Annotated in this window: 24 protein-coding genes; 5 read left to right on the top strand and 19 right to left on the bottom strand. The window is 29.9% G+C overall.

The annotated features are described in order from the left end of the window. The first annotated feature begins 7 nt into the window (after positions 1–7). The 4 genes from glmM (at position 8) to ACTS9J_RS03885 (ending at position 5,250) form a co-directional block, all read left to right on the top strand. The gene (glmM, locus tag ACTS9J_RS03900) at positions 8–1,390 is read left to right on the top strand and encodes a phosphoglucosamine mutase (RefSeq protein WP_448352903.1); all 1,383 of its coding nucleotides are present in this window, start codon (positions 8–10) and stop codon (positions 1,388–1,390) included. A gap of 92 nt (positions 1,391–1,482) precedes the next feature. Then, the gene (locus ACTS9J_RS03895) at positions 1,483–2,862 is read left to right on the top strand and encodes a tetratricopeptide repeat protein (RefSeq protein WP_448352902.1); all 1,380 of its coding nucleotides are present in this window, start codon (positions 1,483–1,485) and stop codon (positions 2,860–2,862) included. Positions 2,863–2,964: 102 nt separating this feature from the next. Further along, positions 2,965–3,558, top strand: a complete 594-nt coding sequence (locus ACTS9J_RS03890; protein ID WP_448352901.1) for an acyl carrier protein phosphodiesterase — start codon at positions 2,965–2,967, stop codon at positions 3,556–3,558. Positions 3,559–3,621: 63 nt separating this feature from the next. Then, positions 3,622–5,250: an acyl-CoA carboxylase subunit beta gene (locus ACTS9J_RS03885; protein ID WP_448352900.1), complete on the top strand. Its 1,629-nt coding sequence runs from the start codon at positions 3,622–3,624 to the stop codon at positions 5,248–5,250. Positions 5,251–5,303: 53 nt separating this feature from the next. On the opposite strand, the gene ACTS9J_RS03880 is transcribed toward ACTS9J_RS03885, so the two are convergent. The 18 genes from ACTS9J_RS03880 to ACTS9J_RS03795 are packed head-to-tail and all read right to left on the bottom strand — an operon-like array spanning position 5,304 to position 24,043. Next, positions 5,304–5,879 (bottom strand): sugar transferase, encoded by a 576-nt coding sequence (locus ACTS9J_RS03880; protein ID WP_448352899.1) that lies wholly within the window; start codon positions 5,877–5,879, stop codon positions 5,304–5,306. 5 nt (positions 5,880–5,884) lie between these two features. Beyond that, on the bottom strand, positions 5,885–8,368 hold the full coding sequence (locus ACTS9J_RS03875; protein WP_448352898.1) for a polysaccharide biosynthesis tyrosine autokinase: 2,484 nt from the start codon (positions 8,366–8,368) through the stop codon (positions 5,885–5,887). A gap of 2 nt (positions 8,369–8,370) precedes the next feature. Continuing rightward, positions 8,371–9,156, bottom strand: coding sequence for a polysaccharide biosynthesis/export family protein (locus tag ACTS9J_RS03870; RefSeq protein WP_236688208.1), 786 nt, complete (start codon positions 9,154–9,156; stop codon positions 8,371–8,373). A gap of 2 nt (positions 9,157–9,158) precedes the next feature. Then, positions 9,159–10,262 (bottom strand): glycosyltransferase family 4 protein, encoded by a 1,104-nt coding sequence (locus tag ACTS9J_RS03865; RefSeq protein ID WP_448352897.1) that lies wholly within the window; start codon positions 10,260–10,262, stop codon positions 9,159–9,161. Further along, positions 10,249–10,995, bottom strand: coding sequence for a glycosyltransferase family 2 protein (locus tag ACTS9J_RS03860; protein ID WP_448352896.1), 747 nt, complete (start codon positions 10,993–10,995; stop codon positions 10,249–10,251). Before ACTS9J_RS03860 ends, ACTS9J_RS03865 begins: the two co-directional genes overlap by 14 nt. Next, complete coding sequence (locus ACTS9J_RS03855) at positions 10,986–12,104, bottom strand: EpsG family protein (protein WP_448352895.1); 1,119 nt, start codon at positions 12,102–12,104, stop codon at positions 10,986–10,988. The genes ACTS9J_RS03860 and ACTS9J_RS03855 overlap by 10 nt, the downstream gene beginning before the upstream one ends. Positions 12,105–12,110: 6 nt before the next feature. After that, positions 12,111–13,100 (bottom strand): glycosyltransferase family 2 protein, encoded by a 990-nt coding sequence (locus tag ACTS9J_RS03850; RefSeq protein ID WP_448352894.1) that lies wholly within the window; start codon positions 13,098–13,100, stop codon positions 12,111–12,113. Further along, a complete protein-coding gene (locus tag ACTS9J_RS03845; RefSeq protein ID WP_286474921.1) occupies positions 13,100–14,164 on the bottom strand; it encodes a glycosyltransferase in 1,065 nt (354 codons plus the stop codon). Before ACTS9J_RS03845 ends, ACTS9J_RS03850 begins: the two co-directional genes overlap by 1 nt. An 8-nt stretch (positions 14,165–14,172) precedes the next feature. Further along, the gene (locus ACTS9J_RS03840) at positions 14,173–14,721 is read right to left on the bottom strand and encodes a serine O-acetyltransferase (RefSeq protein WP_286474923.1); all 549 of its coding nucleotides are present in this window, start codon (positions 14,719–14,721) and stop codon (positions 14,173–14,175) included. 3 nt (positions 14,722–14,724) lie between these two features. Further along, the gene (locus ACTS9J_RS03835) at positions 14,725–15,867 is read right to left on the bottom strand and encodes a glycosyltransferase (protein ID WP_280062058.1); all 1,143 of its coding nucleotides are present in this window, start codon (positions 15,865–15,867) and stop codon (positions 14,725–14,727) included. Further along, complete coding sequence (locus ACTS9J_RS03830; RefSeq protein ID WP_038335316.1) at positions 15,867–17,375, bottom strand: hypothetical protein; 1,509 nt, start codon at positions 17,373–17,375, stop codon at positions 15,867–15,869. Before ACTS9J_RS03830 ends, ACTS9J_RS03835 begins: the two co-directional genes overlap by 1 nt. A 32-nt stretch (positions 17,376–17,407) precedes the next feature. After that, complete coding sequence (locus tag ACTS9J_RS03825) at positions 17,408–17,998, bottom strand: HAD-IB family phosphatase (protein ID WP_286474928.1); 591 nt, start codon at positions 17,996–17,998, stop codon at positions 17,408–17,410. Then, positions 17,998–18,723 carry an SDR family NAD(P)-dependent oxidoreductase gene (locus ACTS9J_RS03820; RefSeq protein WP_180905875.1) on the bottom strand — a complete coding sequence of 242 codons (726 nt, stop codon included), beginning with the start codon at positions 18,721–18,723 and terminating at the stop codon, positions 17,998–18,000. The genes ACTS9J_RS03825 and ACTS9J_RS03820 overlap by 1 nt, the downstream gene beginning before the upstream one ends. Continuing rightward, the gene (locus ACTS9J_RS03815) at positions 18,720–20,042 is read right to left on the bottom strand and encodes an FAD-binding protein (RefSeq protein ID WP_448352893.1); all 1,323 of its coding nucleotides are present in this window, start codon (positions 20,040–20,042) and stop codon (positions 18,720–18,722) included. Before ACTS9J_RS03815 ends, ACTS9J_RS03820 begins: the two co-directional genes overlap by 4 nt. Beyond that, on the bottom strand, positions 20,032–20,907 hold the full coding sequence (locus tag ACTS9J_RS03810; RefSeq protein ID WP_448352892.1) for a UbiA prenyltransferase family protein: 876 nt from the start codon (positions 20,905–20,907) through the stop codon (positions 20,032–20,034). Before ACTS9J_RS03810 ends, ACTS9J_RS03815 begins: the two co-directional genes overlap by 11 nt. Before the next feature lies 1 nt (position 20,908). Continuing rightward, a complete protein-coding gene (locus ACTS9J_RS03805) occupies positions 20,909–21,961 on the bottom strand; it encodes an acyltransferase family protein (protein ID WP_291098625.1) in 1,053 nt (350 codons plus the stop codon). After that, positions 21,961–22,872, bottom strand: coding sequence for a glycosyltransferase family A protein (locus ACTS9J_RS03800; RefSeq protein WP_448352891.1), 912 nt, complete (start codon positions 22,870–22,872; stop codon positions 21,961–21,963). Before ACTS9J_RS03800 ends, ACTS9J_RS03805 begins: the two co-directional genes overlap by 1 nt. Beyond that, positions 22,859–24,043, bottom strand: coding sequence for a glycosyltransferase (locus ACTS9J_RS03795; protein WP_448352890.1), 1,185 nt, complete (start codon positions 24,041–24,043; stop codon positions 22,859–22,861). The genes ACTS9J_RS03800 and ACTS9J_RS03795 overlap by 14 nt, the downstream gene beginning before the upstream one ends. 104 nt (positions 24,044–24,147) lie before the next feature. Here ACTS9J_RS03795 and ACTS9J_RS03790 point away from each other — a divergent pair, with 104 nt between their 5' ends. After that, on the top strand, positions 24,148–24,663 hold the full coding sequence (locus ACTS9J_RS03790; RefSeq protein WP_219035330.1) for a hypothetical protein: 516 nt from the start codon (positions 24,148–24,150) through the stop codon (positions 24,661–24,663). Between the two features lie 43 nt (positions 24,664–24,706). Here the strand turns inward: ACTS9J_RS03790 and ACTS9J_RS03785 are convergent, their stop codons facing one another. Beyond that, positions 24,707–25,357 (bottom strand): alpha/beta hydrolase, encoded by a 651-nt coding sequence (locus ACTS9J_RS03785; RefSeq protein WP_448352889.1) that lies wholly within the window; start codon positions 25,355–25,357, stop codon positions 24,707–24,709. Positions 25,358–25,382 lie beyond the last annotated feature (25 nt).

The following is a 25,382-nucleotide window of genomic DNA, read 5'->3' as shown; positions in this document are numbered from 1 at the left end:
AAAATTTATGTCTCTAATCAAATCTATTTCAGGTTTTCGTGGAACAATCGGAGGAAAACCGGGAGATAATTTAACTCCTATAGACGCTGTAAAATTCGCAGCTGCTTACGGAACTTGGCTTAAGAATCAATCAAATCAATCAGAATATAAAGTAATTGTAGGTCGTGACGCTCGTATTTCTGGACAAATGGTTTCTCAATTAGTTTGTTCAACTTTACAAGGATTAGGAATTAATGTTGTCGATTTAGGTTTATCTACTACTCCAACTGTAGAAGTTATGGTGACACATTTACATGCAGATGGAGGAATTATTTTAACTGCTTCTCACAATCCAAAAGAATGGAATGCGTTGAAATTATTGAATGCAAAAGGAGAATTTGTTTCTGCAACAGATGGTGCGCAAATTTTAGCTTTCGCAGATAAAGATGATTATACATTTGCTAAAGTTGATGATTTAGGTTCTTATGAAACTTTTGATGATGCAATTGATTTACATATCGAGAAAATTTTGGCTTTGCCATTAGTGAATGCAAAAGCGATTCAAGAGAAAAATTTCAAAGTTGCGATTGATGCTGTAAATTCAACTGGAGGAATTGCAATTCCTAAGTTGTTACAACGTTTAGGTGTGATTCATTACGATATGTATTGCGAGCCAAACGGTCATTTCCCACATAATCCAGAGCCTTTAAAAGAACATTTAGGTGACATCTGTAAAAAAGTAATCGACGAACAAGCTGATTTCGGAATTGTGGTAGATCCAGATGTTGACCGTTTAGCAATTATCGACGAAAAAGGTGAAATGTTTGGAGAAGAATACACATTAGTTGCAGTCGCAGATTATGTATTATCAAAAACGCCTTCAGCAACAGTTTCTAACTTATCATCTTCTCGTGCCTTACGTGATATTTCTGAAAAATACGGTCAAAAATATTCACCATCAGCAGTTGGAGAAGTGAATGTTGTAGTTGAAATGAAAAACGTTGACGCTAAAATTGGTGGAGAAGGAAACGGTGGCATTATTTATCCAGAATTGCACTACGGACGCGATTCTTTAGTAGGAATTGCTTTATTCTTGACATATTTAGCTGAACAAGATAAATCAGTTTCTGAAATTAGAGCTTCTTATCCTGCTTATTTTATGGCGAAAAAGAAAATAGAATTAACACCAGAAATCAATGTTGACGAATTGTTAGTGAAAATTCAAGAAGTTTACAAAAACGAAGAAATCAATACGGTTGATGGAGTTAAAATTGATTTCCCTACAGAATGGGTTCATTTAAGAAAATCAAACACAGAGCCAATTATTCGTATTTATACTGAAAGTACCTCAGAAGAAAATGCAAATAAATTAGCTGATAAAATGATCGAAAGCATAAAAAATATCATCTAAAACAATCTATTTTAATTGTTTAACAAATGTGCAAAACTCTAACAATTCGTTATGATTTTTGCACATTTTATTTTGTAAATTAGTCTATCACTATGGACGAAGATTTTTTTAATAACGAGCTAATTGAAGGTTTTGAGCAAATGCTTGATAATCGTGAATATAAGTATTACGATTCGGAGGATTTGGTCGAAATTATTGAGTTCTATCTTGAAGTAAATGATAGCGAATATGCAAAACGTTCGTTGGATTTTGCAGAAAAAATGCATCCCGAGAATATAGATATCAAAATCAAGAGAATCGAATATTTTCTTACAACTGAGGATTTAAAAAAAGCTGCAAAACTCATCAAAGATTTAAAAGATTTAGCTGCAAACGAATTAGATTACCTTCTTGTACAAGCACGTTTTTGGGGATTGAAAAATATGCCTCGAAAAGCGATAAATTTTTATGAAGAAGCTTTGCAAATAGACGAAGAAGAAACTGATTTTATTTGCAATTGTATCGGAAATGAATATTTGAATTTAGATGAAGTTCATTCTGCGTTAATTGCTTTCAAAAAAGCATTGAAATTCAATCCAGAAAACGATTATACTTTCTACTCTATTATTCAATGCTACGAAGAAATTCATAATCCTGATGAATGCATCGAATTTTTAAAAGATTTTATTGACGATAATCCATATTCGGAAGTTTCTTGGTTGCAACTTGGTCTGTTGTACAATCACAAAAAAATGTATGACGAAGCTATAAATGCATTGGATTACGTGCTCGCGATTAATCCTAACTCTATTGTTGGTCATGCTAACAAAGCGCTTTCATTGGAAGAATTAGGAGAATATAATAAAGCAATAGAAACGCTAGAAGAAACATTAGAATTTGATGATTCGCCCGCTGTTACGCATATGAAAATTGGTGAATTGTACGAAAAGTTAGAGAAACCACAAAAAGCATTGAAAGCTTATCATATTGCGATAAAAGAAGATCCGCAATTGGATAAAGTTTGGGCAAAAACAGCTTCGCTTTACAACAAATTAGGAAATATAGAGGAAGCCGAATATTACATTCAGCGTGCAATAGAATTGAATGGCGATAGTTACGAATATTATACAGATTCAACTTACTATTTTCTGAAACAAATGAAGTTTGAAGAAGCTATAAAAAACCTTTCGAAATTGGTTCAATTAAAGCCTTTAGTTTTCCATACTTGGTTTGCTTACGTCGAAACTTTAATTGCTGTTGGCGAATACGAGGAAGCGATTGCAGTCTTATTAACAGGCGCTTTAAAGAATTTTAATCGTGCCGAATTTTTCTATCAATTGAGTAATGTCTATTATATTACAGAGCAAGATCAATTAGGAAATGAAGCGTTGCAAAATGCATTAAGTTTGGATCGAAATTTAAAAGAATCGATGATTGAATATTATCCGATTTTAGAAGAAAAAATCAATCAAATTTCTGGAAACAACGAATAAAATATAATTCTTAAGCCATCTTTTTAGATGGCTTTTTTCTTCACAGTAATATAACACAGGTTTGTACAAAAAAACTTAACTTTATGAAACTAAATAAGCCTTATGAACTTTGTCGCACATCAATATTTATCTTTCGGAAATCAATCGCTTCAAATCGGGAATTTGCTTGGTGAAACTGTAAAGGGAAAACAATATTTAGATTTTCCAGAAGATATTCAGAAAGGGATTTTATTGCATCGTTCGATTGATACATTTACAGATTCTCACGAAACTGTCAAACAAAGTTCAAGTTATTTTCACGAGACTCAACACAAATTTGCACCAATTATTATTGATGTGATTTATGATTATTTTTTGATAAAATATTGGAATAATTTTTCTGAAACTCCTTTCGAAAAATTCAAATCAGATTGTTATCAATTATTTAAGGATGAATACAATTCGTTTCCAAAAAAACTACAAGAAACCATTTTTTATTTGTTGAAATATGATTGGTTCGAAAATTATTCGACCTTAGAAGGCGTTCAAAAAACATTAAAAGGAATCGGAAGTCGAGCAAAATTTGAGAATAATTTGCATCAAATCATTCCAGAATTTGAAAAAAATTATACTAATCTCGAAACTGATTTTCTATCATTTTTTCCTCAAATCCAAACGCATTGCAAGAACTTTGTATTCGCTGATTCTCAAGTTTAAATTTCATTTTAAGAATTCGATAAAATTCATTAGTTTAGGGCTGTAAACAAACAGAAAACCACAATGGATTTAACTTTTAATAAAAGAGAGGATCATAACAAATTATTACTTTCTAAACTACGCCAAAAACTGAAACAAGTTTACCTTGGCGGAGGTCAAAAAAGAATTGATGCGTTGCATAGCAAAGGAAAAATGTCTGCAAGGGAACGTATTGATTATCTTTTGGACGAAAAAAAACCGAACATAGAGATTGGTGCTTTAACAGGAGATGAAATGTACAAAGAACACGGCGGATGTCCTTCGGGAGGTGTTGTTGTAAAAATTGGTTACATTTCTGGAAAACAATGTATTGTTGTTGCAAATGATGCAACTGTAAAAGCTGGTGCTTGGTTCCCAATTACAGGTAAAAAGAATTTGCGTGCGCAAGAAATTGCTATGGAAAATAAATTACCAATTATTTATTTGGTGGACAGCGCAGGTGTTTATTTACCAATGCAAGATGAGATTTTTCCTGATAAAGAAATGTTTGGTCGAATTTTCCGCAATAATGCAATTATGTCATCAATGGGAATTACTCAAATTTCTGCTGTGATGGGAAGTTGCGTTGCTGGTGGAGCATATTTACCAATTATGAGTGACGAAGCGATGATTGTAGACAAAACAGGTTCTATTTTCTTGGCTGGAAGTTATTTGGTAAAAGCAGCTATTGGAGAAGATATTGACAACGAAACTTTAGGAGGAGCAACAACACATTGCGAAATCTCTGGCGTGACTGATTATAAGGCAAAAGATGATAAAGATGCTTTGGATAGAATAAAGTCTATCGTTGGTAAAATTGGTGATTATGAAAAAGCTGGATTTAATCGAATTGAAGCAGCAAAACCTGCTTTAGATGAGAATGAAATTTATGGTATTTTACCTGAATCTCGCGCGGAACAATACGATATGTATGAGATTATTAACAGACTTGTTGATAACTCGGAATTGGACGAATATAAACCTGATTATGGAAAATCAATCATCTGTACGTATGCGCGAATTGATGGTTGGGCGGTTGGAATTGTGGCTAATCAACGTAAAATTGTGAAGTCTAAAAAAGACGGAATGCAGTTTGGTGGCGTGATTTATTCAGATTCTGCAGATAAAGCAACTCGTTTTATTGCGAATTGTAACCAAAAGAAAATTCCGTTAGTTTTCTTACAAGATGTAACAGGATTTATGGTTGGATCTAAATCTGAACATGGTGGTATTATCAAAGATGGAGCAAAAATGGTGAATGCAGTTTCTAATTCTGTTGTTCCAAAATTCACGATTATAGTTGGTAATTCTTATGGTGCAGGAAACTATGCTATGTGCGGGAAAGCATATGATCCTAGATTAATTGCGGCTTGGCCTTCGGCTCAATTGGCAGTTATGGGAGGTGAACAGGCTGCGAAAGTTTTGTTACAAATAAAAGAAGCGACTTTGAAAGCGCAAGGTGTAGAAGTTGATGAAGTGAAAAAAAAAGAACTTTTGAACGAAATTACAGCAAAATACAATGATGAAACAAGTCCTTATTATGCTGCGGCCCGTTTGTGGACAGATGGAATTATTGATCCTTTGGATACGCGTAAATGGATTTCGATGGGAATTGAAGCTGCAAATCATGCTCCGATTGAAAAACAATTTAATTTAGGTGTTATTCAAGTTTAGAAAAACGAAAATATTTTTAAAAATAGAAGAGAATCCAATTTAGGATTCTCTTTTTATTTTTTGAATATTGTTTGAAACATGTAAATCAAATCTTGTCGTAAACTCCAATTCTTTACATATTCTACATTAATCTTGACTTTATCTGGCCAAAGAATTTCATCATTATATTTGATTGGATCATTTACATTGGATAAAATTTCTTCTTCTTTACGATATTTTAATTGAGCAGGACCAGTAATTCCAGGTTTAACTTTCAACATCAATCTATCCTCTCCAATCAATTTATCCGCATAACCAGCGACATCAGGACGAGGACCAACAAAACTCATTTCTCCTTTTAGAATATTGAACAATTGAAGTAATTCATCCAATTTATAATCTCGAAGAATCTTTCCAATTTTGGTAATTTGATGTTGATCAGTTGTTATTGTTGATTTTGAAATACCTTTTATCGTTCTGATTTTATAAATATTGAAATACCTTCCATCCTTCCCAACTCTTTTTTGTGTAAAAACGCCAAATTGATTGGTATCGATAGAACTTATGATAATTAACAAAACAATTAATCCCACTAAAAAAATTAGTAGGATTAATGCAAGTATATAATCAAATATGTTCTTTAAGATCATTTCAATTAAAAGAATTTACTTTTAATTCGAGAAGCTAAACGTTTTATTTTTCCAAACGATGAATTATCAAAATTCTCATCTCCAGCAAAATATCCATAACCATAGCCATATCCGTAACCGTAGCTGTAACCATATCCGTAACCATATCCGTAACCGTAGCCAGTTTTAATTTGGAAATCGTTGAATATAATTCCGACATTCGAAACTTCACCTTCATCGTATTTATTCGAAATTGCATTGATAAAGTTTTTCTCAGAATAGTTGTAACGTGTTACATACAATGTACAATCTGCGTAACGCATCAAATCGTACGAATCTGTTACTAATCCTATTGGCGGTGAATCTATAATTACGAATTCATATTTCTCTTTCAACTCAGCAAATAATTGATCCATTCGATTACTCAAAATCAATTCTGAAGGATTTGGAGGGATTGGACCTGCTGTAATAATATCTAAATTTGGTAAAATTGTACGTTGTGTAATTTGATTTAACTCTAAATCACCCGCAACATAGTCTGTAACTCCTGTTTTATTATTAATGTTAAAATCATCAAAGATTTTTGGTTTACGTAAATCTAATCCAATCAGAACCGTTTTCTTATCCATAGAACCAAGTGAACTCGCAATATTCATCGCATTGAAAGTTTTACCTTCACCTCCAATAAATGATGTCACTAAAATCGTTTTGTTATGATCTTCAAGTCCTGGATTCTTGTATAAATATTTCAGATTAGAACGAATTGATCTAAACGATTCAGAAATTCCTGATTTTGGATTGTTGATTACAACTAAAGGCGAATTATCTCCTAAAGGACCAACTAAACCAATAATTGGAATATGTGTACGACTTGTAATATCTTTTAAAACACGAACTTTGAAGTCTAATAATTCTTTAATCACAACATAAATCAAAGGAATCAATAAACCAATTCCCAAAGCTATTAAATAATTACGCTGCGGATTTGGATAAATAGAACCTTGACCTTGATTTTTAGCTGGATCAATAATCGTGATATCAGATACGATAGATGCTAAAGATAAATCAGTTGTATTTAATTGATTAATTAAAGTTGAATATAATGTACTGTTTAATTCAAATCCGCGATTTGCTTCCACGAATTCAATTTCTTCATAAGGTAAATCTTTCGCTTTGAATTCAGATTCCGCCAATTTCGCGTTAATCATGGATAGATCTGTATTCAACTTTTGTAAATGTGCATTAACTACATTCGAAATATTATTTCTTGTTTTAGCTAATCGACGATCAATTTCTCTAATCTCATCAGTGTTCTCTTTATAAACTTTTAACATTTGCTCGCGCTGATTCTCAAGACCTTCTAATTGATCTACATTCGTCATGTAATAAGACACATCAAGACCGGCAATATTAAGAGCGATTAAATTATCAACACTACTCGATTTTTTAGGCATTAAACGATGTAATGCATTGATTTTCTCTTCTACAGTTACGCGTTCTTTATCTAATTCAGTAAGCTTCCCTAAAAGCTCACCTTTTTTTGTATCGAAATTATAAACTCCTGTTTTCTTCTGTAACTCTTGCAAATTGTTTGTTGCGCTATCTAGCTTAAGCTTTACTGCTGCAATTCGTTCTTGTAAATATTTACGTGTTTGGTAGGCTGATAAATTTCTTTCTGCTAATTCATTTTCTATTAAAACTTGAATTGAATTGTTTAAAATATCAACTGCTTCATTCAAACTTTCAGCATTTTTTGAAACAGCTATTATACTTGAAATTTTAGATGGATTTGTGACATTAAAATTCTGTACAGCTCTTCCTGTTGCATCTTTGATTGTGACTAATTTAAATGATATTGAGCTCTCAGAAAATGGTACATTTGAACGAGTCAACATGATTTTATAATTTTTACCTACCATCCATTGATTATAATAACCAATTTTAGGTAAATTCAACTCGTCAGACTTTATAATACTATCTTTAGTAAATTGATATAAAGAACCATTTTTGTTCTCGACTTCAAAATAAAAAGAGTTATGATCTTTAGGTTTTACTTTTACATCAACATATGCAACTTGTTGATGTAATGTATCAATATGAACATGAAAAGGAGCATCTAATTTATATATATTAGATTTTTTTAAACGTCCTTCTTCTGTATAGAAAATATAAGATTCTGCTCTTTTTACAACTTTCTCATTATGAATACGAGAAGTTAATGTATACGATAACCCATCAATTTTATTTGCATTTCCTCCCCAAATAAAATTAATAGAGTTAGAGGCTAATGAATTATTGGCAGAACTATTATCTTTAATTTTAAATGTTGTATTTGCTGTATAAATTTTGTTCAGCCTCCAATTATTAAGATAATATGCTACCGCCAACGCGATTAGCATCGAAATTATATATAATGGCCAAGCATTCAATAATCTTGGGATAAGCCTTTCTACATCAATAAAGTCAGATTGTTTTTTCTTAACTTTTTGATTAATTGTTGTATCTGCCATTATTATATTTTATCAAAGAATAAATAAACTCCTAAAATTGTTGCAATTGCTCCCATTACAGTAGTAACAACAGTAAGAGGATTTAGTCCTACACCCCATACTTTTTCTTTACGAGGATTAACAACAATAATATCATTATTCTGAATCCAATAATACTCAGAATTCATAATAGATTCTTTTGTTAAATCGACATAAACCTGCTTTGTTCCATCTAAATCTGTTCTAATAATTCGAACATTTTTCAAATCAGCATAGATATTATTCGTTCCAGATTGGGCAAAAGCATCTAACAACGTCACATTTTTTTTAGGTGCTCTAAATACACCTTGACCTGCTTCACCTACGATAGTATATTCTATTCCTGCTAAATTAACATCTATGAAAGTTCCTTTTTCATCGTAGATTTTATAGAATTCTTCTTGGATTTTCTTACGAGCTTGTTCAATAGTAAGACCTTCTAATTTTATTTTTCCAATACGAGGTAACTCAATTGCTCCGTCTTGTCTTACATACACACCATTTCCTCCTTGAGTATTATTACCTGAAGTAATAAAATCACTAAGAATTCCCATAGAAGCTCCTGCAGCAGAAGAAATATTAATTAAAATTTGATCATTTTTTTGAATATGATATTCAGGTTTTTCAAAAGAAATCTTACCATTTGCATCTAATTTTAAATTAGGATCTGGTTGAATTAGTTGAACATCTTTTAAAGATATACATGAAAACAAATTCATGATTATCAACAAAATGAAAGTTTTGGTTAAAGTTGATTTTAAGTTAAGCATTTTTATAATGATATTTTTTTATTCTTTTTTAATACTACAGCATATCGTAGAGAGACAACAAAACTAATTGATAAAACAATAAAAATCAAAAATAGTTTATTAATTTCAATATTTCTAAAATAATACCCAATGAATATAAAAAAAATGTTAATAAGTACTAATATTATTGAAGTTTGAATATGAGTAAACCCTAATTTTAAGAATTGGTGATGGAGATGGTTTTTGTCTGCCGAAAATGGACTTCTTTTTCTAAGAATTCGGATTGTAAAAACCGATAAAGTGTCTACGATTGGAATAACAAAAATAAAAAGTAATAAAACAGGTCCTGTTTTTAAACCTAAACTAGAGGTTTCACTAATGTATAAAAAGCGAATTGCCATAAAAGTTAAGATAAATCCTATCACCATAGAACCTGTGTCTCCCATAAATATTTTAAACTTTTTGGACAAATTATATCTTCCAAAACCTAGTAAAACAGCTAATGTACTAACAGCTAATATTCCTATTCCGTAATCAAATATTCTGTAGAATATATAAACAAAACACAAACTAATTACTATACCAATTCCTGAAGCTAAACCATCAATTCCGTCAATTAAATTGAATGCATTTATTAGTACTATAAATACAAAAATGGTTAATATAACTCCAACAAAATAAGGAATCTCGTAGATACCAAATAATCCTGAAAATGACTTAATCATTATACCAGAACCAAAAATAATTAAAATGGTACTTATTATCTGACCATATAATTTTTTATCTGGAGCTACGACTAATAAATCATCCATTAATCCAATAAAAAATAATATTGTAATTGCGGATAAAAAGAAAGAATAGTTAACACCTAATTCGGTTGCAAATATTGAAGTAGACACAACAATTCCAAAAAACAAAGCGACACCTCCTAAAGTTGGTACTTTATTTTCATGAGAACTTCTCTCTCCAGGCACATCCATCAATTGTTTTTTATATGATATTCGTATAATTTTCGGAATTGAGATCAATGTAATGATTAATGCAAAAAAATAGGCTCCCATTATGTTAATATATAAAGGAGAAATGTTTAGCGTATATAAATATTCTAATAATTTAAAATTTTCCATATTTTTTTAATCCATTAATAGCCCAAAAAAAAGTGTAATAAGACGATTTAAAAAAATTCATTTTTAAATAATATCTATAAACATTATATTGTTTTTTTGCAATTCGTAATTTATTTCGAGAAACTGAGTTGTTTCGAATTCTATAAATAGCTAAAGATTCATTGATAGCTCTTGCATATTTTATTTTACCTAACAAATCTATCCACATTGCATGATCTTCTCGAAGTTCTACATCTGGAACTGGTATTTTTCCAATTCGTTTTGAATCATATACAGATGTTAACATCGGAATAGGACAATTGTATAAAATTCGATTTCGATCTACTTTATCTACAGCAATAAAATCTGCTAACAATGGCTTTAAATTTTCATCAACACGCTTATAACTTGAATAAACTAACTCTTCATTATTCTCTATTAAATAATTAATTGTAGTTTCTAAAAAATTAGGCAACCATAAATCGTCACTATCTAGAAATGTTATAAATCTACCTTGTGCTTTATTCAATGCTAAATTTCTAGCATAGGCAGCTCCTTGATTTTTAGATTGAATAACTAATTTTATTCGTTCATCATTAAAAGATTGAATTATCTCAACTGATTTATCTGTTGAACAATCATCTACAATAATCCATTCCCAATTTGTATAAGTTTGGGATTTGATAGAATTGTAAGTGTCAGCTATATATTTTTCTGAATTATAGCATGGTGTTATAATTGATACTATTTCCATTTCCATAGCCCATAAACAGCTTCTTTATTAAAAATTGTTCTATAATTACCAAAATTCGATTTATGTGCTTGTTTAACTTGAAACCAAAAAATCAATAACACAGTATAAGATACAAAACTTACATAAATAAAATTTCTCTTAAATTTATCCCCATTAAATACATATACTAATCTACCAACTGTAAGCCCTAAGAAAACTAAATAAAATCCAGGTAATCTAACACCAAAAATTCCTTTTCCTAAAAAAAAGTATAATAAAACTCCAAAAACAAAAAGATTACGGAAATAACAATATAATTTATCTTCTACAGCATATTTGTTATAAATAATAATTGAAAGAATTGAAATAATCTTAACGAAATCACCTACTGCTACACCATCTCCTTGGTCATATAATTGACTTTGATAATCCTCAAACTTATCTTGCCCAATTGGCATATATTGCATAATAACCTCAATAATAGAATTTAATCCTGTATAGAAGCCTATGATAGAAAAAACAACTAACCAACCTATAAATTTTTCATCAAACTTCATTGGAGCAATCCAATATGCTAAAATGAATACAATAATCGACTCATGAAATTGAAATCCTATTGTAATACAAATTAAAAACTTGATTAAATTACGATCAATTACATATCGAATGGAATATAGTGCAATTGCATTTGCCAATCCTTGTCTAATATGAACGTGCTCTTCGAACATGAAGTTTGGCATTGCGTATATAAATAGCACTAAAAAAGGAAATCCTCCATACTTATAAAATGTCGAAGATTTTAAAATCAAGGATGTAGTTGCAACAGTTAACGTAAGCATTCCAAAATCAAAACCGTAATCAACTAGAATTTTGTTTAATCCTAAATAACCTTTTTCCATACTCGCCATTTCAGCAAATCGATCAAATTCTGACCAACTAGTACTTGCTAATAAGTTAAATGTATTAAAATAAGCCACCCAATCAGGACTCAAAGCATACCCTAATCCAGCAGTTAAACACATTATCACAACAATTAATACATATAATTGTGTACTAATCTTTTTATTAGAGAATTCTAAAAAAGATGCAACAAGTAGAAATGCAAATATGAATAAATAAATAAAACTCACTACCGATTAAAATTTAAGTAATAGTTGAGGATAAATCATGGCTAAATGGTAAAAAATTCTTTTTTTCAATGGTAATGAATTTAAATAATTTCTATCGAAACGTATATAGTTTTTAAGTTCCTTTTTTGTTAAGTTATTCGCCTTTAAAAAGTCATTCAAAACATTTAACATTTTACGCTTCAAATTTTTATCTTTCACATAAGCCAAATAAGCTAAATACGAATAATAACCTTGTATGATTTGAAAACGCTTTAGCTCAGTTGCAAATGTATTGTATTTACTCTGATAAAAATAATTTGTCACCTCATTTACAGCTACAAACATATCCAAACCTTTTTCTGTATGTGTTTTGCTTATAGAGTTTTGTCGTTCAAAATACTTATAAAAAGGTTCATTTATTTTAGAAATAATACTCGAATCTAAAACTAATTTCGGAATCAATTCTATATCCTCAAAATGAATTCCTCTTCTAAATCGATGATTCTCGAACAACGCTTTTTTAAAGATTTTATTACATGCAAAGCAACTCATTTCACCAAAAATGGTAAAATCTTCTACTAAAATTATTTTTTCTGGCAATTGAGGCGATTGCGGTAAATCACGAAATTCTTTACCATTTTCATTAACTTTTACCAAATCACACAAAACAATTTCAGATTCATCTCTTTCCGCCAATTCATACATTTTCTCCAACATCGCTAAATCAATGTAATCATCAGAATCAACAAAAGCAATGAATTCTCCTTTCGCTTTATCAATACCAGCATTTCTCGCATCACTTAATCCTCCATTTTCTTTCTGAATAGAAACTAAGCGCGAATCCTTAGAAACAAATTCATCAATAATTTCTTGAGAATCATCCTTAGAACCATCATTTACAACAATCACTTCAATTTCTTTCAACGTTTGATTCAATATCGAATTTAAACATTTCGAAAGATATTTTCCGGTGTTATAAACTGGTACAATGACGGATATTTTAGGCTGAATTGACATTATATTTTATCAAAAATTGATTCGTATTGTTGAATTATTTTTTCTTTACTAAATCGAGAATGAATACTTTCAATAATTTGTTCTTCTGAATGATTCTCTTGCAAAACTTCTTTAATTTTTTCTGCAAAACCTTTTGAATCTGAAATTGGAAAAACTTCAGCATTAATACCTTCTTGCACAATTTCATTGATTCCTCCTGGACAATTATTTGCCAAACTATAAGTTCCACAAGCTCCAGCTTCCAGCAAAACATTCGGAAAACCTTCGTAACGAGAAGAAAGTACAAACAAATCTGCATTTTTTAGGTAAACAAATGGATTTGAAACTTTTCCTTTAAACGTTACATTATTCAAACTCAATTCATCTTTTTGTTGAGCTAGTTTATCTTTAAAAGCTCCATCTCCAAGAATCGTTAAATGTATATTTTCTCCTTTCAATTCATTCATCACATTTAATAAAAGATCAAAACCTTTTCGTGGTGAAAGATTTCCTATTGCCACAATATTTTTATAGCTCGTGTCAAAATCGATAGTAATACTTTCTATTTTTAATCGATTAATTAAATCAAAATCAACTGGATTATTAATTTTTATAATTTTATATTCCGAAATTCTAAAATTCTCAATCAAATCATTTTTCATATCGTCACTTTGCGCAATAATTTGATGAAAATTATTATAAAATCGATAAAAGAATAAAATTTCTTTACGTTTTACATGTTCAGAAACTACATTTGTTTCTCTTGTAATAAACTTCGTTCTAGGAAACAAAGAAATGATTAGTGATAAAAAAGCTGAAATTTCCCCCCAACCTGTAAAAACAATTTCTGGTTTTAACTTTTTAATCAACGGAATAATTTTGAAAATCGAATAACGAATTCGAGAAACGTTTAATTCAATAATTTCAACATCATCTTTCAAATGATTTAAATAATAACCTTCTTTTTTAAACAACACCAATTTTGGACAGAATTTCGTTCGATCCAATTCATTGCAAAGCGTTGTAATTACTCGCTCCGCACCACCTTGATTAAGGTCTGGTAATATGAAAAGTATTGTTTTCAAAAAAAAATTTATTCAATTCTATTATTAATATAACCTTCCGTAGCTTTTTCGTTCGAAATAATTTGCATTGGATTTCCTGTCACAATCGAATTGTCTGGCACATCTTGCGTTACATAACTGTTTGGCGCAATCAACACGTTATTTCCAATTGTAATTCCACCAACAATTACGGCATTTGTACCAACCCAAACATCGTCTTTCAAAATTGGAAACCCTTTCGATTTCCCTCTATTTGTCTGACCTAACGTAACACCATGCGCAATATTACAATTTTTCCCTATTTTACATTTTGGATTAACGACAACGGTTCCCCAATGCCCTAAATTTAACCCTGATCCAATTTCTGTTCTTGCAGAAATTTGATAACCATATTTAATCGAATAACGACGCAACAACAAACGATAAACTAAACCTAAAGGATGTTTAGCAGAATATTGTTGAGCTTTTCTTAAACAATAAATAAAACGAAAACCTGGACTCATAAAACCTTTCAATAAAGGAGAATTTGTCCAATATCCAAAGTTTCGATAAAAATCTTTCTGAATAATTGTTTTCATAATTTAGTTTAAATATTTTTCAATTGAATTTACTGCATTCCCCAACTCAAAAGGTAATGTTTTTCCTTCAATGATTTGTTGATATTTATGGGCAATTTCAGGATTTTGAATAAAATATTTCATTCCATCATAAATTGCTTCCTCTTCATTATGGATAATATACCCTAATTCGCCATCATTCAACATTTCTCTAACTCCCGAAACATCTGTTGCTATAATTGGTTTTGCTAAAACCATCGCTTCAAACAAAACTGTTGGGTAACCTTCGTAACGAGAGGATAAAATATAATAATCTGCCTGAACAAAATAGGGATAAGGATTTTCTTTGAAACCAATCAAATGTGCAGTTTCTTCAACTCTTAATTCTTCAACCAATTTTTTGATATTCGGAAAATCGTAACCGTCACCAACAATCCAAACTTGATGTTGAAAACCTTCGTCTAGCAATCTGCGATGCGCTCTCAATAGACGATCAAATCCTTTTTGTGGAAAAACTGTTCCGATTGAAACAAATGTCGGTTGATCATTTTTTTTCTGAATCTCACAAGGTTCTAAAGCTGACTTTATAATTTCATTGACATCAATAGGATTATAAATACGAACCACTTTTTGTTTTTGTTCATCTGAATTTGCTAAACCTAAAAATAATTGATTAATCTTTTCTGAAATCACTAGAATTTGATCAAATTTGAAAAAATTTTTCAATCGTTCTGTTGTATATTCAGGAATATTCGACAAATCATTGTGAATCCAAACTATCTTTTTAGAAGATTTAATCGGAGAATTCAAAATATCATCTGCTATTCCATGAATTGCCGCAAACTCTATATCGTATTTTTTGTTTGGTAAAATAAATTTATAAAGCAACTTCGGAAACTTTGACAAAATCTTCTGATAAATCACTCGAAAAGCTTTTTGCGGAATATCCTGCGGACGATTTGTCGTAATCATTTCACCTTTATTCAAATAATAGATATTAATCCAAGACGGAACATCTTTGAGATATTTACCTGAATAAAGGTTTAACAATAAATCTATTTCGTATTTTTCTGCTGGAAGATTTTTGAGAAAAGTGACCAATACTTTTTCAGCACCTCCATGACGAAGTGAGCCAATACGTATTAATATTTTCTTTTTAGCTGACATTATTTCGCAGTCGATTTTCGTTTATATAAATAGAAATCTCTACCAGAAGGCTTGAATTTGTATATTTTGTCTAAAATAGGATTGTCAGATTTTGCTACATCTGCAACCTTAAATTCTTTGATCAATTCGTAATCATTATAAATGGATTTATCGGCCAATTCTCCTTTGAACATTGGCTTGAAATCTTCTAAAATATATTTCGGTTTTGCTTTATTGATAAGATTAGAAAAACCTACTTCTTTTCCATTTTTCACGATATTTTCTTCGGTTAATCTTTTATCAACTAAACCAACGTAATCAATTACTTTTAACTTAGAAAAATAAGGAATATAACCTGCTGGTTCTAGGAATATATAATTGTCTTTATTAGGCTCAATTGAATCTAAATACAAACCTATTTTACGTGCATGATTCCATTCTCCATGTCCTGTTGCAATAGAATGAACAGCTTGATAAGCTGTAAATGGAATAAAAAAGACGATAAAATAAGCAATTGATAATGATTTGTACTTTTCCGAATCTAAAACGATTAATATAATAGGCAAAAACAAACAGATTTGAGGAATCCAATAATACCAATCGAACCATGAGTTAGCCGCACCAAAAATGATGGTTTTTACAACTCCAAACAAGAATAAAAACGAAACTACTTTTCGTTTATCAACATTCCATTTTTTGTTTAATACAACCAAACAAACCAACGAAATTATAAATAATAAAATCGTTGAAAAGTTAAAGATAGATGTTGGAAATTTTATCATTCCAAAATAATTCGGCCCAAAGAATTTGAATTCAGTCCAGCGTTCTAATAATGTAGGATTTACGTAATTATTCTTTTTAGAAGTGATCGTGTTATTCACAATTTCTCCGAAGTAAAACCAGTTGAAAGCTACTGTAGACAAAACGGCTAAAATACCACCAATCATCAATGCGTTATTCCATTTACGTTGTTGAATTACATCATAAATAAATAACAATCCTAAGAAAATACAGGTGTCAATTCTAGTCCAAAGAATTAGGATCGGCATCAATATAAATGCCCAATTTTTTCTTTCTACAAAACCATATTTGATTAATGCCATATAGAAAAAGAAAAGCATTCCGAATTCCATTCCTAAAATTGACATTTTTATAGCAGGTGGTAAAAAACTAACAAATAAAATGAATAAAATAATCTTATTTGTTGAATTGAAAAATAGTTTTCCAAGCCAATATATACCAATTGTCAGTAAAATTGTATTAAAAATAAGAAGCGGATAAATGAAATTTCCTTCGCCAAAAATAGATTGAAAAATGACTCCAACAAAAACATATAAATGTGTTGTAGATGCTGATATTTTTTCGGCTCCGTTATAGCCGTAGACACCATACTCGATAATATTTCGAGCAACACGCCACGAAATTAAAGCATCTTCTTGTATATGGTGAGTAAAGAAAAAGATAGATTTTAGAAGTAAAATCAAAATTGAAGCAATCAGAATTTTACTTTTATTCAAAGAATCTTTCATAGTTATAGTTTGGTCGTGCAAATATAGTTTTATTAATTAAAACATCTAAAATTAGATTTTGTAGCGATCGAAAACATTGCTTCATCACCTTTTGTGTCACCAAAAGCTATGATTTGGTCATATAAAGACAAATCAATTTCTTTCTCGATTCTATTCTTTTTTTCCTGATAATTACAATTTGGTGAAGCAAATTTCCCTGTAAAAAAGCCTTGTTCATCATATTTTGCTTTGGTACAAATTAGTCCCATTTCATAATAATCAGCAAAAGGTTGAATCCAAAAATCGACTGAAGCCGAAACGATAAATTTGTCATTATAATTACTTAATGATTTAATATATTCATCAGCTTTAGAATAAATTAATTCTTGATGATTTTTTTCGAAATAATTTTGAGCTAATTGATTAATTTCAACATAAGATTTTCCTTTCAAAAATTTAGAAATAAACATTTCTTTTACAAAACCAGCATCAATTATCTTTAATTTCGAAACGATAAATAATGGAATAAATATCAGATAATTAATAAAGTAAACTTTAGGAAAAGAGAATTTCAAAAAATCGAATAAGGTATCTTTACAAGTTAACGTTCCATCAAAATCAAAAAGGTATAAATTGCGATTCATTACATTTTCATTTTTTTGAAAATAAATTCAGGAACATTACGAATTATCATCATAATTCCCCACCACAAAAATGTTACATAAACAATATTTTTCTTTTTGACATAAGCTTTATAAATAATATTAGCCGCTTGATCTGGTTGAGCAGTTAATGGTTTTGGTGTTTCAATATCAGCTGTCATTTGCGTATCCATAAATCCTGGAATAACTGTCATTACATGAACTTTTTTATGGAATAAATAATTTCTCAAACCAGCTAAATAAGCTGTGAAACCAGCTTTTGCAGATCCATAAATAAAATTGCTTTGACGACCACGTTCACCAGCTACAGACGACAATCCAATGATAGTTCCCGAACCTTTTGCTTCGAATTTCTGCGCAAAATGATTAATTAAGACAATTAATTTTGAGTAATTAACTTCTACTATTTGTTTCGTGTTCCAATCATCATATAAACCTTCTTCCGAATTTTTTCCTAAATATCCAGCTGCACAAAACAATAATTCAGAATCGATATGAGAAATTAAAGAATAATCGTTTTCTTTTGTTAAATCGAAATGAACAATCTCGCATTTTTGCTCATATTTTGCATAAAAATGTAGTGCTAACTTCTTTGTTTTTTCGATGTTTGATGTAAATAAATAAACCATCGGAAAACGTTTACCTTCTTTCAAAACCTTTTCTACAAAAGCTATTGCTACATCAGAATTTGATCCTATTACTATCATTTTTGCTTAAATCTATTGATACGTTCGTTTTGCATCGACTCGAATTTTGGAGAATCGATATGTTGTAAATAATCTGTCAAGGCTGGATTGGACATCGCGTCTTTTGTTCGGTAAATATGTCCTCCATAATCCATCACAATTTTATCTAAACTTGCAATTAATTTCTCTAATTTATTGTTTACTTTAAAGTCTAAAGCCAGTGTGTATCCTTTCATTGGAAACGAATTATAAGCTTTTGGATTATTATCACCAAACAATTTCAATACGACTAAAAAAGAACCATTTCCACTAGCAGCAATTGTTTCCAAAATCTTTCGCATTCCTTCTTTTCCCGTCTCCTTTGGAATCACAAATTGATATTGAATAAATCCATTTTTCCCATAAATACGATTCCAATTATGAACAGCATCTAACGGATAAAAAAATGTTTCGTAATCCACATAATTTTTCAAATGCTTTTTACCTTGTTTATTAAAATATAACCAATTGAAAATCTTAATTGATAAAGGATTCAACGCAAAATTTGGAAAGAAAAATGGAATATTTAAGTTTAATTTCTTCTTAATTTTTAAAGGATTCTTTTTAAATTTTTGAGGTAACTCATCTAAAGTCGCATGTTCGCCTCGCAACATAATCGACTTTCCTAAAGAAGTTCCTTTTTGTAAACAATCTAACCACGCAACATTATATGTCCAAGATTCAGAAGATTCGAATAGTTCGAAAATTTCATCTAAATTCTTTGCCTGAATTGCTTCATTTCGAATATATGCTGACTCAATTTTTTTCAACATAAATTTAGCAGAAATAACAATTCCTGTCAATCCCATTCCTCCTATTGTTGCCCAAAATAAATCTGTGTTTTCATTTCTTGAACAATGTAAAATATCCCCATTTTCGATCATTAAATCGAAATGAATTAAATGATCAGAAAAACAACCATCGATGTGATGATTTTTTCCATGAACATCTGATGCAATTGCTCCGCCAACTGTAATAAATTTGGTTCCAGGAGTGACTGAAATGAAATATCCTGCCGGAATTGAAACTTCTAAAATATCTGATAATAAAACACCAGATTCAACTTCTATAATGCCATGTTCGCGATCAAAATCGATAAATTTATTCCATTTCGAAGTTGAAATAATTGTATTTTGTAATGATGCATCTCCATAACAACGACCATTTCCTCTCGCAATAACTTCTTCATTTGAAAGAATTGCTTCCTGAAATTCTAAAACTGTAGTTGGAGAAACAACATTGGCTTTTATAGATGGATATAGTCCCCAATTGGCAACTGGGATTAATTTTTTATTTTCCATTGTTAAAATAAATCAATAAAACATAACAGATTCCCCACGTTACAATTAAAATTTGTAGAAAATGATCTTTAAAAATCAATTTAGTTGGAGATTCGGTTTTAGCAAATACAAATGTCTGTTGCAAATAGCGCAAAACAGCTGCAAAAACAAAGACAAAGGTATAAATAATATAATGGTGAAATTTGGATTGAGTTTCTGGAGAAAGAATAAACATCATGTAACAAATTACAGCGACAGTACAAGTTATGGATAAAGCTGAATTAAGAAAATTGAGATTATAACCATCTAGAGATTTCCTTGTAATTCCTTGTAAATCGGCATTAATTAATTCCCCTCTACGTTTTCCTAAAGCTAAAATTAGTGCCAAATCAAATACTAACAAAGTTGTCCAATCCGTTACAATTAAACTAGTCATATAACCACCAACAAAAACTCTTAGTAAGAATCCAAATGCTATAATCATCACATCAAGAATTGCAATTTGTTTTAACTTGAATGAATAAGCCAAATTCATAAAAAAGTAAATTCCAACAAGAATTGCGACATATTTATTTCCAAAAAAATAAATCAGAATTGATGTTACAATGACTAAAATAACAAATAGAATTAAAGCATTTTGCTTCGATATTTTACCACTTGCCAATGGTCTATTTTTCTTTTCGGGATGTTTTTTATCTTTTTCTATATCGACATAATCATTGATAATATAAATACTACTTGCCACAAACGAAAAGATTAAAAAGCCATAAAACGACTCAATAAACAAATCGATATTCAATAAATTTCCCGAAAAAAATATTGGTAAAAAAACAAATAGATTTTTTACCCATTGGTTAACTCGTATAAGTTTTAAATAGTTTAGCATTTTATTTTAATATTCTTTTGTAAAGTTTTATTAATTTTTTTTCAAAAAACTTATAACAAACTAATCCAAAAACGATAACAAATATAATTACAATAACAGGAGAGAAATATCCTAATTTGAAATTTTCATTTAAGTATTTCACAAAAACTACTCCTAAGTGATAATGAATTAGATACATACAATAAGAAGCTGCACCAATTTTTAATAAAAAGGGTTGTTCTAAAAATTTTAATTTTTCTGGTTTATACACAAAAAGTAATATAAAAATAAAAACAGAAACAGAAAATACAAGAATGCCAGAATTTAATTCTTTTAAAACAGATAGTCCTAATAAAAATATAATTATGTATAAAAATTTTTTATCTTTTGTTTGATAAAGTCTAAGTAAAAACATTCCTATAATAAACCAAATACATTCACTAAAAAGAGCTAAACATCTTGCGACAAGTCTATAATAATCGAGTTGAGATTCTGAAAAATAATTTAATAAATATGGACGTGCTGAATGAGAATAAAAAATCATTTGTAATGGCATCATTATGATACAAATTATTATAAAGTGTAATAAGTATTTTCTTTTATTCATAAAATACAATGTTCCTATTATAATATAAAAACATACCTCAACCCAAAGACTCCAATAAGCATTATCCAAATAATAATATTTAATTTCCCCAGAATATAAATCAAATACATGAGGATCAATAAAAGTATTTGCTATTAAATAGTTCCAAATATTTTTCGAATGTTCATAACCTTCTCCTGTATAAAAAAATGCAAAAAAGACAAACGTTAACGTGGAACAGATTATCATGGCTGGAGATAATCTTATAAATCTATTCTTTAGATAGGTTTTAAAATTATCCGTGCGTTCTAATGTTAAGGAAATTACAAAACCAGAAATCATAAAAAACAAAGGAACTCCAAATGCTCCGTAAAGAAATAATTCTCCTAATTCGGGATATACTTTTGAACTATAATAATGATGTATAAAAACCATTAGGATGGCAAGTACTCGTAGGCTATCAAATACTTTTATTCTACCTCTTTCCATTACTTCACCTTTATATAAATTAAGCTCAACGGATAAAGCAAGATTGATAACAATTTGAAATACTTCAAATCTTTATTAATTTCTGATAAACTTTTATGATTAATTATCGAATAAATTTGATAACCAACCAAATTACGGATTAAAGCTTTTGGATATTTGAAAAGTTTAGTCCCGTAAGAATTAAGAAAAGAACGATAACCTTCCATCAAGCCAAATGTGTTTTTTCCTGTCCAACGTGTATTGGAAACAGAAATTTCATCCGCTTCATCCAAATGATAGTTACGAACAACTTTATTAACAAATCGTGTTTTTACTCCATTCGCATCATATGTATTAAAAAATACCGATTGTGGAATGTAACCTTTGCTTTTGTAAGGTGAATAATTAAAGTTTTTCAACAATTGTTGATAAGTCTTTGTTATAAAAATTCCAAACTTATCTCCACGCACTTTATACTTGTAACGCATATCGAAAATAGAACCATCAAATCCATTATTTGGATATTGATTACCAACTATTTTTCCATCTGTATATTGCGACAATCCCATTACAGAAATATATTCGTCTTGACTTTTGATATTCTCTACCTCATCAAATAATGTTTGTAAAGCATTCTCTGGATAAGAATCGTCCGAATCTACAATCATAAAGTATTTAGAAGTCACTTTTTTAATTCCTTCAAAAACAGTAATGAATTTATGTTGATTTTCGTTCCAGAAATATTCAATATCAATTAAACCTTCTGATTGAAAATTTTCAACAATTTCTTTGGTATCATCAGTAGAACCATCGTCCATAATAATCCATTTAAAATCTTTGAATGTTTGATTTTTTAATGAATCATACACACGCGTTAACGTATGCGCACGATTATATGAAGGCGTGACAATGGTAATTTTAACCTCGTTCATTCTCAAGTTTGATTTGATATTGTTGTTCGAAAACTTCAGAAACTTGACGATAAATCTCTTTTTCATCAAATTTATTGTACGCATTTGCAGTTCCTTCAATAATTTTTTGAACCAAATCATGATTCGTCATAAAAGATTTCATCGATTCGTACATTTCATCTTCATTATATTGAATTAAAATTCCATCTACTCCATCATCAATCATTTCTGCGATTCCACCTACATTTGTCGAAATAATTGGTTTTCGCATGCACATTACTTCACCTATAACCAATGGATATGACTCGGATTGTGTTGGCAAAATAAAATAATCAGATGCCTTGATATAAGGATAAGGGTTGGTTTGAGAATCTAACAATAAAAAAGAATCTTCAACATTTAGTTCTTTACGTTGATTGATCAAATTTTCCATTTCGTTTCCTCCACCAATTACCGCTATTTTATGATTATAACCATCGTCTAATAATCGTTTATGCACCTTCATCAATGTATGATATCCTTTGCGATGATGCAGTCGTCCCATAGACGAAAAAACCGGTAAATCTGTTTCATAAGAATACTCAAAAAGCTCGGCTTTTTTCAAAACCTCATCCACTTTTATCACATTATAAATAACAGTCGATTTTGGATAGGTAACTTGATACAAATCATCAATTACTTGACGTGTTTGTTTCGAGCCAAAAATCATAAAATCAAAACGTTTCATCTTTTCAATTCTACTCAAAACTCGCTGTTGATCTTTATCATAGCCAACATCAGTATGAAACCAGCCTATTTTTCTTGATTTTTTATCAGGAGAATTTAACACCATATCAAATTCCGCATAACCAGGGGAAACTTCGATATCATATTTTTCTGGAACTTTTATTTTGTATAAAATTGACGGAAATTTATCATAAACTTCTAACTTCAATCGTCGCCAAACTAATTGTAATTTCTGCACAAAAGAATTAGAATTCATCTGCTCTTTTCCTTTTTCTACAACAATTAATTTTATATCAGTCGGAATTTCTTTAATCAATTCGCCTTGATACAAGTTAAGCATCAAAGTAAAATCGAATTTATCTTTTGGTAAGTTTCTCAACAAATCTAAAACTACTCTTGGAACTCCACCCATTTCTAATGAACGAAGTCTAAAAAGTACTTTTATTTTTTTAGGTTGATTTGACATTTGGTTAGTTTAATAAACAAAAATACAACATTGAGTTTGAATTGAATAATACAACAATCTAAAAACTCATAAAATAATTCTTAATTTTGCAGAAAAAGTAGAAAATGTTCAAAATTGGAACAAAAGTTAAAGTGATAGATGATAATATTTCGGGAACAATTACCAAATTGAAAGGTGATTTTGTTTACTTTAATGATGAGTTTGGTTTTGAATATGAGTATCACCAAGACGAAATCATCAAAGATATTGAGATTGACTATGAAGAATATCGAGATGAGGAAATCAAAGAGTTTTCGAAACCAAAGTTTAAGACTTTTCGCAAATCTCATCGTCATCCGTATTTAACGCGAGAAATTGATTTGCATATCGAAAATCTGGTTGATAATTGGCGTGATTTGGATAATGCGCAAATTATACAAACGCAATTAGATGTTGCTCGAAATGAGGTTGAACGTGCAATGTTTGAAAGTCAAATTCGATTGATTTTAATTCACGGTTATGGAAAAGGAATTCTGAAAAAAGAAATTACCGAATTGTTATATCGTTATACCAATATCGAATTCTATGACGCCTCGTTCAAGGAATATCACGGCGACGCCATAGAAGTTAAATTTATTTAAATATCTTATAATGATGAGAAGCTGAATTTAATTCAGCTTTATGTTAAAATCTTTTGATCCAATCCATCAAATCATAGTAATTTTGAGGAACAATTCCGTGTCCACTTCTGTATTCGTGGTATTCAAAATTAATATTCAAGGATTTTAAAAACTCGTCACCCATTCGTCCTAATTCAATTGGCAATACAACATCTTCTGTTCCGTGCGAAACAAAGAAATTTAAATTCGAAAAATCTTTCGATTGATCAAAATCTCCAATAATTTTAGCTTCTGGATAACCACTTAAAATAGCCACGTTTTTAATCTTTTCAGGATTATTTATCGAAATCGCATAACTCAAAATTGCACCTTGGCTAAAGCCCATCAATGTTACATTTGCTGCATCTAAATTCTCTTGATGAACAATTGCATCAATAAATTCAACCAATTTATTACGAGATTCTATTGCTTGCGTTTCATCCATCCATTTTTCATTGTTCACAAAATTGATATCATACCACGCATATCCGCCATACACAATATCATGCAACGCACGCACACTTACAATATGCGCATTCTGCGGCAAATCTTGTGCAAATGAAAACAAATCTTCTTCATTGCTTCCATAACCATGTATCAGCACAAAAAGAGGCGTTTTTTCAGTCGAAACAACAGGTAAACGTTCGATATATTTTATTTCATTCAATTCTTTCATACAAACTTATTTTTAGCGAATTTAA

This window comes from Empedobacter sp. ULE_I140 (assembly GCF_053482575.1).
Note: the sequence above shows the minus strand (reverse complement) of the source record. Positions and strands in the feature narration are given on the sequence as shown.